Below are 16,346 nucleotides of genomic sequence, written 5' to 3' on the forward strand. Positions count from 1 at the left end.
TGTCTGACTTAATGAAAATTTTGTCATTTTCTCTTTTCCCAAGGCTGTTACTCTTTTAAGCCTACAATAATAACGGGTATCACCCCGCACGGCGTGCGGGACTTGGGTCACCTGCAACAAAACGGATAAGGGGAAAAACGATGTCAGGCTTAGTGAATGGCAAATGGGTTAACGGCGATGTCGCGGCGGAAGAGATCAAAAACGGGGCGTTCCACCGCGAAGAAACCAAATTTCGGCAAACCGAGCTGGTGCCAGAAGTCGGTCGTTACCAGCTTTTTGTCTCCTATCTCTGCCCGTGGGCATCACGCACGCTGATTTTCCGCAAGCTAAAAGGGCTGGAGAACATCATTTCTCTCTCCGTTGCCAACCCGCGCATCGCGGATAACGGCTGGGAATTTGCCACCCCGCAGGATGCCGGCGAGCATGTGGGTGAGATTCACTACCTGCACCAGCTCTACACCGCCAGCGTGCCAGACTATACCGGAAAGGTATCGGTCCCTGTGCTGTGGGATCGGGTAGAGGGACGCATCGTGAATAACGAATCGGCGGACATCATCCGCATGCTGAACAGCGAATTTAACGATCTGACCGACAACCACCTCGATTTCTATCCGTCAGAACTGCACAGCGAGATCGACCGCTGGAACGAAACCGTGTACCACAACGTCAACAACGGCGTGTATAAGACCGGATTCGCCAAAACGCAGGAACACTATAACGATGCTGTCACCACACTCTTCGCCACGCTGGACGAATTGGACGAACATCTGGGCAGCCACCGTTATATGCTCGGCGACACGCTGACCGAGGCCGACTGGCGTCTGTTTGTCACGCTGATACGTTTTGACGTGGCCTACCACGGCGCGTTCAAATGTAACCTGAAGCGCATTGCCGACTACCCGAACCTGTCAAACTACCTGCGTGAACTGTACCAGTGGCCGGGCGTCGCGGAGACGGTCAATATCGACCACATCAAAGCAGGCTATTACGGTATTGCCTGGCTGAACCCGACACAGATTATACCGGCTGGCCCACAGGTCGATTTATATCAGCTCCACAACCGAGAAACGTTCGGAAAATCCCGTATCGCGACGCGTTAATCCTGCGTTATCTGGCCTGCTCTATTAAGCAGGCCATTCTTTATTTAGGTCAAAAAATTGATTTACATCAAACGATTGATTTACGTCAAACAAAGGCCCCACATTTCGTATGTCGTCTACTGCAATTTCCCCCTATTAGCGCTAGAATCCTCCGCCTTTACTGCTCCCGCCGTGGAGCAGCCTGACTTGTGATCAGAATCGAGAGATACCATGTTTAAACCGGAACTGCTTTCTCCGGCCGGTACGTTGAAAAATATGCGCTACGCCTTTGCCTATGGCGCGGACGCAATTTATGCCGGTCAACCCCGCTACAGCCTGCGCGTGCGCAATAACGAATTCAACCATCAGACGCTGGCGCAAGCCATTAACGAAGCGCATGAGCTGGGCAAGAAATTCTACGTCGTCGTTAACATCGCGCCGCACAATGCCAAACTGAAAACCTTCCTGCGCGATCTGCAACCTGTGATCGAAATGGGGCCAGATGCGCTGATCATGTCCGATCCGGGCCTGATTATGCTGGTGCGGGAAAACTTCCCACAGATAGATATTCACCTTTCCGTTCAGGCCAATGCGGTCAACTGGGCGACGGTGAAATTCTGGCAGCAAATGGGGCTGACGCGTGTAATTCTGTCCCGCGAACTGTCGCTGGAAGAGATTGCAGAAATCCGCCAGAACGTCCCGGATATGGAACTGGAGATCTTCGTTCACGGCGCGCTGTGCATGGCGTATTCCGGTCGCTGCCTGCTGTCCGGCTACATCAACAAACGCGATCCGAATCAAGGCACCTGCACCAACGCCTGCCGCTGGGAATATAAGGTTCAGGAAGGCAAAGAGGACGAGGTCGGGAATATCGTCCATCAGCATGAACCTATCGCGGTGAAAAACGTTGAACCCGCTCTGGGCATCGGCGAACCGACCGACAAAGTCTTTATGCTGGAAGAAAACCTGCGTCCCGGCGAGTACATGAGCGCATTTGAAGACGAGCACGGCACCTACATCATGAACTCCCGCGATCTGCGTGCCATTCAGCACGTTGAACGCCTGACGCAAATGCAGGTTCATTCGCTGAAAATCGAAGGCCGCACCAAGTCATTCTATTATTGCGCCCGTACCGCACAGGTTTATCGTCGCGCCATCGACGATGCTGTCGCAGGGAAACCGTTCGATTCAACGCTGCTGGAAACGCTGGAAGGTCTGGCACACCGTGGTTATACCGAAGGCTTCCTGCGTCGCCACGTGCATGAAGATTACCAGAACTACGACTACGGCTATTCCGTTTCCGATCGTCAGCAGTTTGTCGGTGAATTCACCGGCGTGCGCCGCGATGGGCTGGCGGAAGTCAATGTGAAGAACAAATTTTCCTGCGGCGACAGCGTGGAGATGATGACGCCAAACGGCAATATTCAATTCACCATCGACACCATGCAGAATGCCAAAGGGCAACCGACCGATGTCGCACCGGGTAACGGCCATATCGTCTATCTGCCTGTGCCGGACGATGTCTCGCTGGATTATGCGCTACTGCTGCGCAATCTGCCGGGCACCACCACGCGTAATCCTAACGCGGAATAAACCGGTAATACCGCCGGATGTCTCGTACATCCGGCTACCCCGTTCGTCAGCCCCTCTTTCCTTTACGGTATGCCCCCCTATCACCGCACCTTCCCTGCTACGAACAAGAGCGTAAACCACCCAAAGGTATCGTTACAAAGCTCAGGGTTTTTTAACGAATATTAGAAACAGATCACATCAATTCGATGGCCTTGTGGTTAATATTGCGTCGCTGAGAAAACATAGAACGAAAAATAAGCGTAGTGATACTACTAGGAACCACCTCCTTGGCCAGCTCAATCTCCCTTGAGCTGGCTTTTCTTTTTCTTCCGCTCCCCCATTTTCCCACCGCAAACATTCACCGATTCTTCTGATATCTGCCTGCCAATTTAGTGTCTATGCTTAACTGCAACGTTTCTGTATTAACAACATCGCAGCCAGAGAAATAAGACATGGAAAAGAATCCAATCACACTGCTGATTTTGAATGGAAAAAGTGCGGGTAATGAAGAACTTCGCGAAGCCATTGATGCGCTACGCAAGGACGGTTATACGCTGCATGTCCGCGTGACTTGGGAATACGGCGATGCTAAACGCTATGTGGAAGAGGCGATTCAGCTCAACGCAGATAACGTGATCGCCGCCGGTGGCGACGGCACCGTCAATGAAGTCGCCGCAGCCTTAGCGGTGCAGCCGGAAACGGTGCGTCCGTGCCTGGGAATTGTGCCGCTGGGCACCGCCAACGATTTTGCCACCAGCTGTCAGATTCCGATGGAGATGCACAACGCGCTAACGCTGGCGATCAAAGGCCGCGCCACCGCGATTGATATCGCCAAGGTGAACGACAGCCATTACTTCATCAACATGGCGACGGGCGGATTCGCCACGCGCATTACTACCGAGACACCAGCCAAGATGAAGGCTGCGCTCGGGAGCGCCTCATACGTACTGCACGCGCTCTTTCGCATGGACATGCTGCAAGCCGAGCGCTGTGAGATTCGCGGGCCGGATTTTCACTGGGCGGGAGATACACTGGTTGTCGCGGTAGGAAATGGTCGTCAGGCCGGCGGCGGGCAGCAGCTTTGCCCGGAGGCGCTGGTCAACGATGGGCTGCTGGAACTGAGCGTGCTGTCAGCAACCGAGCTGCTGCCGAATATGCTGCAAGCCTGGTTCACCGGCAGCGAAAACCAGAACATGATTTCCGCTACCCTGCCGTGGCTAGAGATCACCGCCCCAGACGATATGACGTTTAATCTGGACGGCGAGCCGCTCAGCGCCAAACGCTTCCATATCGAGGTGCTTCCCGCAGCGATTCACTGTCGGCTGCCACCCCAGTGCTCGCTGCTGGAATAGCGGCGCGTTTCAACTATTCCTGTTTCTACTATTCCCGTTTCAGGCGATTACTGTTTGCCAGGTACAACGTAAACACCAGCAGCAGGATCGCCGCGGAATACACCAGCGTATCCGACGGGCTTTTGTGATCGACAATAATCAGGCGAATGATGGCCGTAATGCCGATATAGATAAAGTAACGCAGCGGGAAGTGATAGCCGGACTGGAAATACTTCACGATCAGCGCAATGAACTCAAAATACAGGAAATAGATCACAATGCCTTCTATCAGCTGATAGGAGGAATCTTTCTCGCTGGAGATCAGCAGCACTTTCGCCAGATGGAACGTTTCCTTGACTAAAAAAATCACCAGAATGATCGCCAGCACCAGCAGGCCGATATTGAGTATCGTCTGAAGCGCTTTGGCAGCCATCGCACTGCGAGCAGAACCTGCCATATATTATCCCCACACCCTATTTCACATTAACGCCAAGAATTCCCAGCAAAGTAACCGGACGAACCGCGTGCTGTCTATGCCGAGCACGCTTAATTTAGTTTGAAATTACTGACAAATATGTCACGCAAAGTACAAGTCAATTTACTTATGGTGCTACCACCAGCGATGGAAATGATGAACGGGGCCGATGCCGTGCCCGACTTCAAGCGTGTCCGCCTGCTCTAATGCCTGCTGTAAATAGTCCTTCGCTGCCTTGACCGTCTCGCCCCAGCTATCGTGACGTGGTCGCAGCGCCGCCAGTGCGGCAGACAGTGTGCAGCCAGTGCCATGTGTATGACGAGTATTCACGCGTGGGGAACTAAAGCGCTGTGGCTCGGCCTGCTGGCTGAACAACCAATCCGGGCTCTCCGCTTCACTGAGGTGACCGCCTTTCATCAGTACCGCCTGACAGCCCATCGCCAGCAGCGCTTCCCCCTGCTCACGCATTTCCCGCTCGTTGATGGCCGGTGACGTATTCAGCAGCGCCGCAGCTTCCGGCAAATTGGGCGTAATCAGGGAAACCAGCGGCAGCAACTCACGACGGATCGATTCCACCGCCTCCGGCGCGAGTAGCGGATCGCCACTTTTCGCCAACATCACGGTGTCCAGCACCACGAAAGGCACCGCGTAATGACGCAGGCGTTCGGCAACGGTTTCAACTATATCGGTCTGCGCCAGCATCCCAATCTTGGCGCTGTCGATACGCACATCGCTCAGCACGGAATCCAGCTGTGCCGCGACGAAATCCGGTTCAATCCGGTAGACGGACTGCACGCCGCGCGTGTTTTGTGCCACCAGCGCGGTAATGACCGAGGTGCCGTAAGCGCCCAGCGCAGAAAAGGCTTTTAAATCCGCCTGAATACCCGCACCGCCGCTCGGATCGGTGCCCGCAATCGTCAATGCATTGATACGCTTCATGCCAGATCCTCCGCGCGCAGGGTATAAAGTCTATCGAGGAAATTGGATATAAAACTCCCTGTACCCTGCGACGCCGAAGCCGCCTGCTGCCCTGCGAACGCCATGACATAGCATGCCGCCGCCACGTGGGATAAGCGGTCACCCTCCAAAGAACAGAAACCCGCCACAACCGCCGACAGCGCACAGCCCGTCCCGACCACGCGCGTCATCATGCTATCGCCGCCGGTTACCGCGATATCTCGCTCACCGTCCGTGACATAATCCACCACGCCCGTCACCGCAACCATCGTCCCCACTTGCCGAGCCAGTTCGCGCGCGGCAGGGAGCGCCGCCAGCGAATCATCGGCGCTATCCACGCCCCGCCCCTGTGCGGTTAAGCCCGCTAGCGCCATAATTTCAGACGCATTACCGCGAATCGCCGCCGGTTTCCACGCCAGCAGTTCACGGCAGAATTCACTCCGAAAGGTCAAACCGCCTACGGCAACCGGATCGAGCACCCACGGCGTACCCGCCTGATGGGCGCTGTTTACCGCCGCTCGCATCGCATCGGCGCGCGTACGTTCCAGCGTCCCGACGTTAATCAGCAGCGCATCCGCCACAGCGCTGAACTGCGCGGCTTCTTCAGGATCGACCACCATTGCAGGCGACGCATTCAGCGCCAGCAGCACATTAGCAGTAAAAGATTGCACCACATCATTGGTCAGACAGTGCACCAGCGGCGAAGCAGAACGGAATTGAGTAAGTGATGTTGCTGCCTGAGCGGCAGAAAAGTCGGCGGGTCGCGTGTTCATAAGTCTCCCAACCGGCGTGGAAGAAGGCGGCAACCGGTGGGGCATACCGTGACTTCCCTACGCTGGCATTATCCAGATCAGGTGGTACGGGTATTTCTCAGCCTTCACAAAGAAGGGCACCCCGAGTCATTTAAAATCAAAATGTTGCGATTAATGTTTTATTAATCTTCGATCAGGATAATGCCAGTGGGAAGTATTGTAAATAAGCTCTAAAATTTGCCTGTGTGCTGCGTCTTGTATCAGATTGTGTCTCATTGGGATTTTTGAAAGTATTAGATGTCAGGCACAAAAAACCGCCAATACAGGCGGTTTGTAGGAGTCAGGGCAGAGAGATTAGCCTTTAGTTTTTGTCGGATCATTGCCATAACTGTTCTTATCACGGATTTGATTATTATCTCCTCGGTGAATGGAAACCTCAGCGCCACTGTTTTTAGCAAACTCCCTCACTTGCTCAAATACTTCCTTCTGTGTGGCGCCAGTAACGCTTGCACGAGTTGCGTCCTGTCTTTTACCACGCCAAACACCATCACTGCCTTTGTATACGTTGTAATCTTTACCGCTCATAAACTGGCCTCCAGTTCAGAAGTATTGATGGATTAACGCTTACTTTTTAGCCTCTCAATAGTGCTCTCCCCTGAAGCAACTGTCAATACATACAGTGCACATATTGATTTTTTTACAAACCACATATCTATATATAGTTTTTTGATAGGTGTATGCATATGCAAAAACCGGACATTCTTTCTAGAATTTCCCCACCTGACACAAAATGAAAAACCACAGGCACGTTGTGACATAGAGAAAAATGCCATAACCCTTTAGACTGGTTAATCAAACCCATACTGAGGAAATTGTGATGACGATGATAAAGAGTTATGCCGCACCGGAAGCGGGCGCAGCGCTGGAGTTGTATGAGTTTGATGCGGGTGAACTGCAAGCGGAAGACGTAGAAGTCACGGTTGATTACTGTGGCGTGTGCCATTCCGACCTGTCGATGATCGATAACGAATGGGGCATGTCGAGCTATCCGCTGGTTGCCGGGCATGAAATCATTGGCCGTGTACACGCACTGGGTGACGCAGCAAAAAGCAAAGGATTGAAGGTTGGTCAGCGCGTCGGTATTGGCTGGACAGCACGCAGCTGTGGGCACTGCGATGCCTGTATCAGCGGCAGCCAAACCAACTGTCAGCAAGGCAGCGTGCCGACAATCCTGAATAAAGGCGGTTTTGCCGATAAAATCCGTGCGAACTGGCAGTGGGCTATCCCGCTTCCTGACTCCATTGATATCGAATCGGCGGGTCCGTTGCTGTGCGGCGGCATCACCGTGTTCAAACCGCTGTTAATGCATCATGTCACCGCAACTAGCCGCGTCGGCGTGATCGGTATCGGTGGCTTGGGACATATCGCGATTAAGCTCCTGCACGCGATGGGCTGTGAAGTCACCGCGTTCAGTTCTAACCCAGCCAAAGAGCAAGAAGTGCTGGCGATGGGTGCCGATAAGGTCGTCAACAGCCGCGATCCGCAGGCGCTGACCGCACTGGCAGGTCAGTTCGATCTCATCATCAACACCGTGAGCGTCGATCTGGAATGGCAACCCTACTTCAACGCGCTCGCCTATAACGGCAAGTTCCATACCGTCGGCGCGGTGATGAAGCCATTCAGCGTTCCGGCCTTCACGCTTATCGCGGGCGACCGCAGCGTTTCCGGTTCTTCTACCGGCTCACCGCATGAGCTGCGTTCTCTGATGAAGCTCGCCGCGCGCGCCAACGTGAAACCGCAGACGGAACTGTTCCCGATGTCGAAAATCAATGATGCCATCCAGCACGTACGTGACGGCAAAGCCCGCTACCGCGTTGTACTGAAAGCCGATTTCTAATCGGTAAAGACGCCTGAGCCATCAGGCGTCTGCTTTTGCAGCATCAGCCCGCCCTACGTCATTCTCTGGAGTACGCCGCCCGATAGCATAATACTGAATCTATTCAATCTGTTTCATGATAGGATTAAAAGGTGATACAAGAGGAGGTGAGTGATGCCTTTTAAACAATATGATCATGATTTCATTGATAAAAATAAGAAGGCGTCTTATTCCATAAGGCTCGCCCTGTTATCGTCAGCGCTGATCGTTATATTTAATGTCCTGTTCTTAAAGCATCGAGATTTTCAGGAGCAGTTGCACAACAATCCTGGGTCTTATACCGATGCGATCGCACTGGTTTTTCTTTTTTTTATCTTATCGTGCACCAGTAAAATATCACTTAACCATACTTCGGCTTTATCCATTCGCCTCGGGCTACATGTATGGATATGCTCCGCTACGTTTGATTTTATGGATGAATTTGTTTATCAGACTAAATTCATTGGATATTACGTTGAGGATTTACTGAGAATTATTGGGATGTTTGGCGTCGGGTTTGGCGTGTATAACCTGATCTATAAAATCAACGATAAGTACATCGAAGCAAAAATACAGTCATTCAGCGATGAACTCACCCAGCTCCCTAATCGTCGATTTTTTATTAATGAATTAAAAAAGCTCGAAGCGAAATCGCCCTATTTATTTATTATCGATATCGACAATTTCAAAGTCATCAATGATAAATATGGACACATAAAAGGCGACGAAGTATTAAGTAAATTCGGCCACATCCTTTCCCGCTTCGATAACAGTGAGGTGGTGGCGACTCGAATCGGGGGCGAAGAGTTCGCGATTATTCTGTATTCCGGAACACAGGAGCGGGCAGAGGCGCTGGCAAGAGAAATATTAAAAAACGCGAGCAAAATCATTATTAAAAACAGGCATCACTTTTCCGTTAGTATTGGTGCCGGCCAAAAACAGCCTCAGGAACCCACAGAACACTTCATGAAACGCGTGGATGTCGCCCTGTACCACGCCAAAAGCACGGGTAAAGGCAAGGTTGAATGGGCGCTGGAACCGACAGAAAAAACGCTGTAGACCAACGCCACTAATATAAACGGGATAGCACAGCGCTATCCTATTTATTTTTTTATATTTTAGCTAAGCGGGTCGAGTATTGCCGGGGCACACGAGCTGTTTACTTTTAATATGGTAAACCTCGACATCAGGACGCGTGAAGAAGGCAATTTCCCACGGGTTCTTAGCGACGAATTCATGGCGCACTTTTTCATAGAGCGGATTGTCGCGATCAATAATAAACGCTTCCCCTTCGATAATGGTGTAGTTCCATTCAATGGTCCGCTCGAAGGTATAATGACTGCGTTCATCCATCGCAAAAAAGCAGTGTGGATTACGTTTGAGTAGCTGAGATTTAAAGGTCTCGGGGAATGTAATCAGGAAGATATCGTTATCCACGGACGACAGAAACGCCAGCACCGTGGTATGCGGCTGTTCAGCAGCCATAGTGATGAGTACGCCGACCTTATTGGAAAAATCCTGCTTTTCCATCTGCGGAAAATCGACCATCGGCGTCAGGGGCACCGGCAGTGACGGACGGTCATCTTTTGGAAACTGATAGCCCGGTTCGCGAATATCCAGCACAGGCGTGAAACCATGCAGAAGCTGGCACTCTCTCGGTTCCAGCACGACCCAATCTCCGTCGCTGACGACGACTCGCCCTTTGTAAGAGGCACGATAGACCTGAATATTGGCATCAAATTCATCAACCCCGGAGCGGTTATCAAGGTGAATGGTTGCCAGATCGCCAACGGCAAACTCATGCCCGTGTGGGAAAAAAACGCGCAGGCTGTTATCCGCATTGGGATAGACGCCGCAAATATGGATGACTACACCATCCTGCTTATAACCCGCCAGTACACCGAGAGTTTGCTTTCCTAGATAGCTCACGAGACTCATACATCACGCCTTATTCAGATTGGGCTTCAGAGAGGACGCGACCCAACTTCACTCGGGCCGTTCCAGCAGCGGTTAGGAAACGGAGACATCATTCACGCTAACCGCATCACTTCCTACCTATCAACGGAGAAAGCGCTGAAAACTTTAAGCTGAATACCTGTCTATTTAAAGAAATAAGTATGAGTAACAGCGCTAACCACCGTTTTCACCGCATTATTTCACCGCCAGCATGGTGATTCCCACGCCGACAAGCACCAGACAAAACGCACCGCGCAGGTAAGCGACCGGCATCTTGTGCGCCAGAGCGACGCCCCACGACACGCTGAAGATCCCGCCCAACCCCAGCGGCAGGCCGATACTCCAGTCAACGTTCCCAGCCTGCGAGTAGGAAAGCAGCGCCGCCAGTGCGCCCGGCACCACGAGTATCAGCGCCATGCCCTGCGCCTGCGTTTGAGCAAAGGCAAACAGCGTGACCAGCACGGGCACGACAACTAGCCCACCACCGACGGTAAAAATGCCCGACATAAACCCGCTCGCCACGCCGAGCAGCGGCAAGTATTTGGTCGACAACACAATGTCCGAGGCATGGTTACGCTGTTTGTTGTACCACTGAAACATGTAGTACGCTGCCAGCACCAGCAGGAAGATGGCAAAGGCATTTTGGAGATGATGAACATCAATCGACGAGGCAATGTGTGCAGCAAAATAGGCAGATATCGACGCAAACACGCACATGGTCAGCGCAATCCGCGTATCGATGCGGTTACGCTGGCGGTAACGCAAAAAACCGATCAGCACATTGGGCGTGATCATCACCAGCGCCGTTCCCTGCGCCAGATGCTGATCCATACCGAAGAGTATTCCCAACACCGGAATGGCGATCAATCCGCCGCCAATCCCCAGCATACCGCCACAAACCCCCAGCCCTACTCCCAAAAACAAGCACAACAACATATCGCTTAACATCATTAGACTGAACATAACGCAACCAGATAACCCATCGGGCAAAAATAGAGAGAGGACAACGCCATCCTAGGCGCAGAACCGCGTTTTGATAATCCCTGAATACTCAATGACCCTTTCCTGTCAGGAAAACCATCCGCCGTGCTACATTACAGCGTGACATAAGAAATGTGCCCGCATGCTGCGCGGTATCAATCCGCCAGTCATTGGTCTGCTTTTCTGCTCTGCTGAGGACGCCCGATACACAATGATTAACCCGACACACTTTGATCTTCAGTCGCTCCGCATCTTTTTGCAGGTTGCTCAAACTGGCAGCCTGACCAAAGCCGCAGAAAAGTTCCACATCACGCTGTCAGCCCTGAGCAAACGTATCGCCGAACTGGAGCGTACTGTGGACTGTGCGCTGTTCATCCGAATGCCGCGCGGCCTGACGTTAACCCCGGCAGGCAAGGAGTTGGTGAATCATGCGCGCAATGTGTTGAGCAACGTGGAGCGTATGGCGAGTGAGATGAACGACTACGCCGTTGGCGTGCGCGGACACGTACACATGTGGGCAAATACCTCGGCGATTATTCAGTTTCTTCCACAGGATCTGGCGTCATTCCTTCTGGCACGACCGCTCATTCGTATTAACCTGGAGGAAAAGCTCAGTAAGACCGTGGTGACAGCGCTGGCGATGGGAGAAGCGGATATCGGCATCTTCGCTGACAATGTCGGCTCGCAGGGGGTCGAGAAGATTCCTTATCGTCAGGATAAGCTTGTCGTACTCGTTCCGCCCCAGCACCCGCTTTCCGCGCGGCCAGAAGTCAGCTTTAACGAGACACTGGGTTACGACTACGTTGGCCTCAATAATGGCAGTTCGTTGCTGAAACAGCTGAAAGACGCTTCGGATGAGCTGGGGAGAGTGCTGCGCCTGCGGGTGCAGGTCAGCAGCTTTGACGGTATTTGTCGCATGATCGAAGCGGGACTGGGGATCAGCGTCTTGCCGGAGGGCGCGATTCGCCCGGGAGTGCTCGGCACCGGATTACGCGCCATCAGCCTCACCGATGAGTGGGCTTCACGCCAGCTCTGGCTGGGCGTGAAATCCGGCGCGACGTTGCAACCCGAAGTCGCCAATCTGCTGACACACCTGCGGCAATGCGGCGCGTAAAGGTGAAGCGCTACCCTCAGCCCTCTTCACTGCCCGTTTTTTCATAGCCGAGGCGGCCAACAAAGGGTAAACGCAGCGCAGGCGGGTTCATATCCACACCCATGTTCAGCCCCAGAATGTTGGCCTCTATCCCCTCTTCCAGACCCATCGTGATCCCTAACACGCCCAACAGTGAGATCTGCACACCGCTTCCCGATGGCGACAGCCCTACCGGTCGTGTGATCGGGCGGTAATCCTTGCCAATGGCATTAGCGGGCATATCCAGCTTGAGCGCGGGCACTTCGCGGCCAATGTGTGCGAGAAACGTATTGCTGTTCGGCCCCGGCCAGGCGTGGTAGGTATTCGGCCACGGATAGCTTTTAATCGCAGCCTCAATCTGCGGGATCATGGCTTCCGCCTTGTCGCCACGGTGTTCCACCAACAGCTTCGGTTTCGCGCCATACCAATACGCATCCGCCACCGAACGGTTAAGACGGACGACGTTGTCGCTTCCCCAGCTCACGACCTCATAGCGGCGATATTGCGTTTCCCCCGCGTTTTTGAAAATGATCCACGGATGTACCGCCACCAGCCCGCGCCAGCCGTAAGTCGGCGCAGCATAAACCTGCACGATAGCAGTCTGGCGAAATTGCACAGGATTCGGCGCTAAGCCGGAAGAATCACGTTTAGCAGACCACCAGCTTTGCCCATTAAACGTTTCGCCGTTACGCGTTGACTGCGCCCAGCTTTGCCAAAAAGACAACAACAGCACACAAATAAACCCAATCCCCAAGAATTTGAGGTACGTCATAGGCCAGATAGCTCACTGAAAAAGAGGGAACGGAATCGATACGCCTGCAGGCGAGAGCCCACAGTGAAAATCGGTCAAAAAATCACGCCACCAGTGTACTGCCAGTTGGCGGTTAGGTTAAGCGCTGGGTGAAATATTGACCTATTTTTACGTTGTGTGGGTAAGCCGACAACCATCTCAACGCGTGTTATGCAACGCTCGTTTTAATGCGGGGCTTGGTTGAAAATAAACCTAAAATAAACGGACCGTCAAAAAATACAGTTCCATTGAATAATAATAAATAAACTAATAATCATGCATCGTTATATTTATTTTTATAGCTACTACCTCCCATAAATAAATCACTGACTATAATCAGCGGTAATATTAGTGAACTACCCCTCTGAGAATAAAAATGGAGAAATTAAGTGATGAAAAATAATAAGCAAGTTAAGTTCATGGTGTGTGCACTTTCATTGGCGACATTAACGTTTAGTTCAGCGGTTTCACTCGCCTGTACGCGGTTAGTTTATATTGATCCAAATAACTCTGATTACCCCATTACTGCCCGTTCAATGGACTGGGCCGAAGATACTAATACCAACCTCTGGATTTTCCCCCGAGAATTAAAACGTTCTGGTGCCGCTGGCCAGCATTCTCTGGAGTGGACATCAAAATACGGCAGCGTCATTGCCTCTGCTTTCGACGATAACGCAGATATGGCCTCTACTACCGATGGCGTTAATGAAAAAGGGTTGGCGGCTAACGTACTCTGGCTGGCGGAGTCTGAATATCCTAAAACCACACCGACAGCAAAAAAACCGGGTTTAAGCGTCGCTGGTTGGGCACAATACGTGTTGGATAATTTCCAAACCGTCGATGAAGCCGTAAATTGGCTGCAAAAGGGAAACTTTACACTGGTCACAAAAGAATTACCGCATCAGGATAGAAAAGCAACGCTTCACCTCTCCTTATCCGATTCATCCGGTGACAGCGCAATTATTGAATATATCGACGGTAAACAGGTCATTCACCATAATAAGGACTATCAGGTGATGACCAACTCTCCGACTTTCGATAAGCAGCTAGCGCTCAATGCCTATTGGGATCAGATAGGTGGCAATGTGATGCTACCGGGAACGAACCGCGCCGCCGATCGCTTTGTTCGCGCCTCATTCTATGTGAAAAATGTTGACCCCAATAAACTCATTCCTGGGGTAGCAGAAAAAAGTAAAATAGAAAAAAATAAAGCAGACTTAGCCGCCGCATTCAGTATTATACGTAATGCATCTGTTCCCTATGGCTATTCCTTGCCAGACATGCCGAATATCTCCTCAACGCGCTGGCGCACGGTTATAGACCATCAATCGCTACAATACTTTTTCGAGTCTGCCGTATCGCCCAATATCTTTTGGGTAGATTTGAATAGTATCGACTTTGCTCCACGTGGAAATAACGCTAGCAAGTTAGACTTAGGGCCAAACCAAAGTAAAATTTACTCTGGTGAAGCATCAAAACACTTTAAACCCGCTACGCCGTTTGAATTCGCAGGGCTGTAAAATCAGGAAATTTTTTCCCAAAATCCTGTTCCACAATGATGTCAAAGCGCCATGATCATATGGCGCTTTTCACAGCCATAATAAATAAGGACATCGATAGACTATTTACAACGCCTTCGCATGCCCTGCCCATTCACTATAGAAATGGCTCGAACAGATGCCAGGCTCGATTGTCTTTACCTCTGTTTTGACTAATCCCAGATTAACAAACGGATCGTCGGCCAGAATGTCTTCCATATCCGAAAACGCTAACCCATAGGCTAAAATAAACCCACCTGTGCTATCGTCCAGCGGGCCGGCAAAAATAACATTTCCCTTTTTAATATTATCAGCCAGCCATTTTTTGTGTGCGTCAATACTCTTTTCAAGTTCATCTTTCGGGCTGGTGTAATACAGCGTAATGGCATAGAGCATGATTGCTACCTCAATGATTATTGATCGGCTATATATTGTTTAAGCTATGGATGTAATCACAGAATGGATAGAGGCCTTCGCATTTTGGATTTCACGATTCTTGATTTCATCTCCTTTTGAAGCGCCTTCCGCGCGGACGAAATGAATATCGGTAATACCAAGAAACCGGAAAAAGCCCTGGAGATAGCGTTCCTGAAAATCCATATCTAAAAAAGGTGGTGTGGTATAGAAACCACCACGGGAGGAAACCACAATAACCGTTCTTCTCCCAGATAAACCTATCGGGCCTTTTTCCGTATATTTAAACGTCTTGCCGGCCTGCGCCAGCCGATCCAGCCACGATTTCAGCTGGCTAGAGACGGAAAAGTTATACATCGGCGCGCCAATGACAATCACGTCATTCGCCAGAAACTCCGTCACCAACGCTTCAGATAATTGGTGTTCCCGCAGCGTTGCCTCATCTGCTGAAGAAGAGGCTATTTGGCGGAAACCTGCGGCAATCGGCCCGGTTAAGTGGCGAATTTCATCTTTAACCACATCCCGATAAGAGACGACAGCCTGCGGATGCTGTTTGACTAATTGCTCCACAACGTCAGCAGAAATCTGTCGGGAAACGGAACCGTTCTCAAGAATACTGGAGTCTATATGTAAAATATTCACAATAACCTCTCCTACATTGAGTTTTAACGCTCACTTATTTAACTGCTTTAGCCGCGCTATCAATAAAATCCGCGACAGCTTCCGGGTGTGACACCAGAGACATATGGCTGGACGAAATAGCTCGCGTCTTTGCACCGATATGGCTCGCGATGGCTTTCTGAATCGATGGATTTAATGCCTTGTCCTTCTCCGTCAACAAATACCAGGTTGGTTTATTTTTCCACGCCGCCTGCTGAACGCGATCGCCAAAGGCTTTTGCGGCAATCGGCTGTTGCACCGCCGCCAGCGCCTGCACTTTCTTCAGGGGGACATCGCCCGCCATCACCTCACGATACTGTTCGGGGTTATCCAGCCAAATCAGGCCATTAGAATCGGGAGCCATGCCTGCCATCGGCGCCTTCAGGCGCTGCAATAAATCAGAGACCGATTCCCCGCTGTCTGGCACCAGCGCCGACAAATAGACGATGCCGCGAACCTTGGGATCATTGCCGGCTTGCGTCACAACGGCACCGCCCCACGAATGCCCGACCAGCAGCACATCACCCTGCTGCCTTTGCAGCACGCGCTCCGTCGCTTCAACGTCATCCGCTAAAGAGGTCAGCGGGTTTTGCACCGCGGTTACGTGGTATCCCATTTCCTGTAGTCGGGCCGTGACGGCAGACCAGCTGGAGCCATCGGCAAAGGCGCCGTGGACTAAGACGATATTGTTAATTTTTGCCGCCTCCGCAACATTGTGAACGCTGGCAGACAGCACCAGCCCTAACGCGATAGCCAGATGGCCGAGCCATTTAATGCGGTAATACGCCATATGC

The 16,346-nt window shown here is 51.6% G+C and carries 17 protein-coding genes and 1 riboswitch; of the genes, 7 read left to right on the plus strand and 10 right to left on the minus strand.

Annotated features, from left to right (window positions below):
- Positions 1 to 140 precede the first annotated feature (140 nt).
- From QWJ20_RS16350 to yegS, 3 genes are all read left to right on the plus strand, one after another.
- The gene (locus QWJ20_RS16350) at positions 141 to 1,100 is read left to right on the plus strand and encodes a glutathione S-transferase family protein (RefSeq protein WP_433993022.1); all 960 of its coding nucleotides are present in this window, start codon (positions 141 to 143) and stop codon (positions 1,098 to 1,100) included.
- Positions 1,101 to 1,310: 210 nt separating this feature from the next.
- A complete protein-coding gene (gene trhP, locus QWJ20_RS16355; RefSeq protein WP_039486474.1) occupies positions 1,311 to 2,672 on the plus strand; it encodes a prephenate-dependent tRNA uridine(34) hydroxylase TrhP in 1,362 nt (453 codons plus the stop codon).
- Between the two features lie 431 nt (positions 2,673 to 3,103).
- Positions 3,104 to 4,003 (plus strand): lipid kinase YegS, encoded by a 900-nt coding sequence (gene yegS / locus QWJ20_RS16360; protein ID WP_433993023.1) that lies wholly within the window; start codon positions 3,104 to 3,106, stop codon positions 4,001 to 4,003.
- A gap of 28 nt (positions 4,004 to 4,031) precedes the next feature.
- Here the strand turns inward: yegS and psiE are convergent, their stop codons facing one another.
- The 4 genes from psiE to QWJ20_RS16380 all read right to left on the minus strand — a co-directional run bounded on the left by psiE (position 4,032) and on the right by QWJ20_RS16380 (position 6,751).
- Entirely contained in the window at positions 4,032 to 4,439 is a 408-nt protein-coding gene (gene psiE, locus QWJ20_RS16365; protein ID WP_039512906.1) for a phosphate-starvation-inducible protein PsiE, read from the minus strand.
- A 153-nt stretch (positions 4,440 to 4,592) separates the two neighbouring features.
- Complete coding sequence (gene thiD / locus QWJ20_RS16370; RefSeq protein WP_433993024.1) at positions 4,593 to 5,396, minus strand: bifunctional hydroxymethylpyrimidine kinase/phosphomethylpyrimidine kinase; 804 nt, start codon at positions 5,394 to 5,396, stop codon at positions 4,593 to 4,595.
- Positions 5,393 to 6,187, minus strand: coding sequence for a hydroxyethylthiazole kinase (gene thiM / locus QWJ20_RS16375; protein WP_433993025.1), 795 nt, complete (start codon positions 6,185 to 6,187; stop codon positions 5,393 to 5,395). Before thiM ends, thiD begins: the two co-directional genes overlap by 4 nt.
- A 37-nt stretch (positions 6,188 to 6,224) precedes the next feature.
- Positions 6,225 to 6,321, minus strand: a riboswitch (TPP riboswitch).
- A gap of 199 nt (positions 6,322 to 6,520) precedes the next feature.
- On the minus strand, positions 6,521 to 6,751 hold the full coding sequence (locus QWJ20_RS16380; protein ID WP_174870014.1) for a DUF2188 domain-containing protein: 231 nt from the start codon (positions 6,749 to 6,751) through the stop codon (positions 6,521 to 6,523).
- A 292-nt stretch (positions 6,752 to 7,043) separates the two neighbouring features.
- Between QWJ20_RS16380 and ahr the strand changes: the two genes are divergently transcribed.
- Positions 7,044 to 8,063, plus strand: a complete 1,020-nt coding sequence (gene ahr / locus QWJ20_RS16385; protein ID WP_433993026.1) for an NADPH-dependent aldehyde reductase Ahr — start codon at positions 7,044 to 7,046, stop codon at positions 8,061 to 8,063.
- Positions 8,064 to 8,216: 153 nt separating this feature from the next.
- Entirely contained in the window at positions 8,217 to 9,140 is a 924-nt protein-coding gene (locus QWJ20_RS16390; RefSeq protein ID WP_219681521.1) for a GGDEF domain-containing protein, read from the plus strand.
- Positions 9,141 to 9,203: 63 nt separating this feature from the next.
- Here the strand turns inward: QWJ20_RS16390 and QWJ20_RS16395 are convergent, their stop codons facing one another.
- Positions 9,204 to 10,019 (minus strand): hypothetical protein, encoded by an 816-nt coding sequence (locus QWJ20_RS16395; protein WP_433993027.1) that lies wholly within the window; start codon positions 10,017 to 10,019, stop codon positions 9,204 to 9,206.
- 213 nt (positions 10,020 to 10,232) lie between these two features.
- The gene (locus QWJ20_RS16400) at positions 10,233 to 10,985 is read right to left on the minus strand and encodes a sulfite exporter TauE/SafE family protein (RefSeq protein ID WP_433993088.1); all 753 of its coding nucleotides are present in this window, start codon (positions 10,983 to 10,985) and stop codon (positions 10,233 to 10,235) included.
- A gap of 244 nt (positions 10,986 to 11,229) precedes the next feature.
- Here QWJ20_RS16400 and QWJ20_RS16405 point away from each other — a divergent pair, with 244 nt between their 5' ends.
- Positions 11,230 to 12,132 carry a LysR family transcriptional regulator gene (locus tag QWJ20_RS16405; protein WP_040044149.1) on the plus strand — a complete coding sequence of 301 codons (903 nt, stop codon included), beginning with the start codon at positions 11,230 to 11,232 and terminating at the stop codon, positions 12,130 to 12,132.
- Between the two features lie 16 nt (positions 12,133 to 12,148).
- On the opposite strand, the gene QWJ20_RS16410 is transcribed toward QWJ20_RS16405, so the two are convergent.
- Positions 12,149 to 12,922, minus strand: coding sequence for a DUF3750 domain-containing protein (locus tag QWJ20_RS16410; RefSeq protein WP_014916185.1), 774 nt, complete (start codon positions 12,920 to 12,922; stop codon positions 12,149 to 12,151).
- A 410-nt stretch (positions 12,923 to 13,332) separates the two neighbouring features.
- Between QWJ20_RS16410 and QWJ20_RS16415 the strand changes: the two genes are divergently transcribed.
- Positions 13,333 to 14,460 carry a linear amide C-N hydrolase gene (locus QWJ20_RS16415; RefSeq protein WP_433993028.1) on the plus strand — a complete coding sequence of 376 codons (1,128 nt, stop codon included), beginning with the start codon at positions 13,333 to 13,335 and terminating at the stop codon, positions 14,458 to 14,460.
- A 105-nt stretch (positions 14,461 to 14,565) separates the two neighbouring features.
- Here the strand turns inward: QWJ20_RS16415 and QWJ20_RS16420 are convergent, their stop codons facing one another.
- Genes QWJ20_RS16420 through QWJ20_RS16430 form a run of 3 tightly spaced genes read right to left on the minus strand, consistent with a single transcriptional unit; the run spans position 14,566 to position 16,342 of the window.
- Positions 14,566 to 14,874: a YciI family protein gene (locus QWJ20_RS16420; RefSeq protein ID WP_323635770.1), complete on the minus strand. Its 309-nt coding sequence runs from the start codon at positions 14,872 to 14,874 to the stop codon at positions 14,566 to 14,568.
- Positions 14,875 to 14,913: 39 nt separating this feature from the next.
- Positions 14,914 to 15,534, minus strand: a complete 621-nt coding sequence (locus tag QWJ20_RS16425) for an FMN-dependent NADH-azoreductase (RefSeq protein ID WP_433993029.1) — start codon at positions 15,532 to 15,534, stop codon at positions 14,914 to 14,916.
- A 34-nt stretch (positions 15,535 to 15,568) separates the two neighbouring features.
- A complete protein-coding gene (locus tag QWJ20_RS16430) occupies positions 15,569 to 16,342 on the minus strand; it encodes an alpha/beta fold hydrolase (protein WP_433993030.1) in 774 nt (257 codons plus the stop codon).
- Between the last annotated feature and the right edge of the window lie 4 nt (positions 16,343 to 16,346).

This window comes from Pectobacterium sp. S5 (assembly GCF_051707265.1).
Lineage (GTDB): Bacteria > Pseudomonadota > Gammaproteobacteria > Enterobacterales > Enterobacteriaceae > Pectobacterium > Pectobacterium polare.

Coding starts and splice junctions, on each gene's coding strand:
- ahr (WP_433993026.1), top strand. CDS start 7,044: ATGACGATGATAAAGAGTTATGCCGCACCGGAAGCGGGCGCAGCGCTG.
- QWJ20_RS16350 (WP_433993022.1), top strand. CDS start 141: ATGTCAGGCTTAGTGAATGGCAAATGGGTTAACGGCGATGTCGCGGCG.
- QWJ20_RS16395 (WP_433993027.1), bottom strand. CDS start 10,019: ATGAGTCTCGTGAGCTATCTAGGAAAGCAAACTCTCGGTGTACTGGCG.
- trhP (WP_039486474.1), top strand. CDS start 1,311: ATGTTTAAACCGGAACTGCTTTCTCCGGCCGGTACGTTGAAAAATATG.
- QWJ20_RS16405 (WP_040044149.1), top strand. CDS start 11,230: ATGATTAACCCGACACACTTTGATCTTCAGTCGCTCCGCATCTTTTTG.
- QWJ20_RS16390 (WP_219681521.1), top strand. CDS start 8,217: ATGCCTTTTAAACAATATGATCATGATTTCATTGATAAAAATAAGAAG.
- thiD (WP_433993024.1), bottom strand. CDS start 5,396: ATGAAGCGTATCAATGCATTGACGATTGCGGGCACCGATCCGAGCGGC.
- QWJ20_RS16380 (WP_174870014.1), bottom strand. CDS start 6,751: ATGAGCGGTAAAGATTACAACGTATACAAAGGCAGTGATGGTGTTTGG.
- QWJ20_RS16400 (WP_433993088.1), bottom strand. CDS start 10,985: ATGTTAAGCGATATGTTGTTGTGCTTGTTTTTGGGAGTAGGGCTGGGG.
- thiM (WP_433993025.1), bottom strand. CDS start 6,187: ATGAACACGCGACCCGCCGACTTTTCTGCCGCTCAGGCAGCAACATCA.
- QWJ20_RS16430 (WP_433993030.1), bottom strand. CDS start 16,342: ATGGCGTATTACCGCATTAAATGGCTCGGCCATCTGGCTATCGCGTTA.
- QWJ20_RS16420 (WP_323635770.1), bottom strand. CDS start 14,874: ATGCTCTATGCCATTACGCTGTATTACACCAGCCCGAAAGATGAACTT.
- QWJ20_RS16415 (WP_433993028.1), top strand. CDS start 13,333: ATGAAAAATAATAAGCAAGTTAAGTTCATGGTGTGTGCACTTTCATTG.
- QWJ20_RS16410 (WP_014916185.1), bottom strand. CDS start 12,922: ATGACGTACCTCAAATTCTTGGGGATTGGGTTTATTTGTGTGCTGTTG.
- yegS (WP_433993023.1), top strand. CDS start 3,104: ATGGAAAAGAATCCAATCACACTGCTGATTTTGAATGGAAAAAGTGCG.
- psiE (WP_039512906.1), bottom strand. CDS start 4,439: ATGGCAGGTTCTGCTCGCAGTGCGATGGCTGCCAAAGCGCTTCAGACG.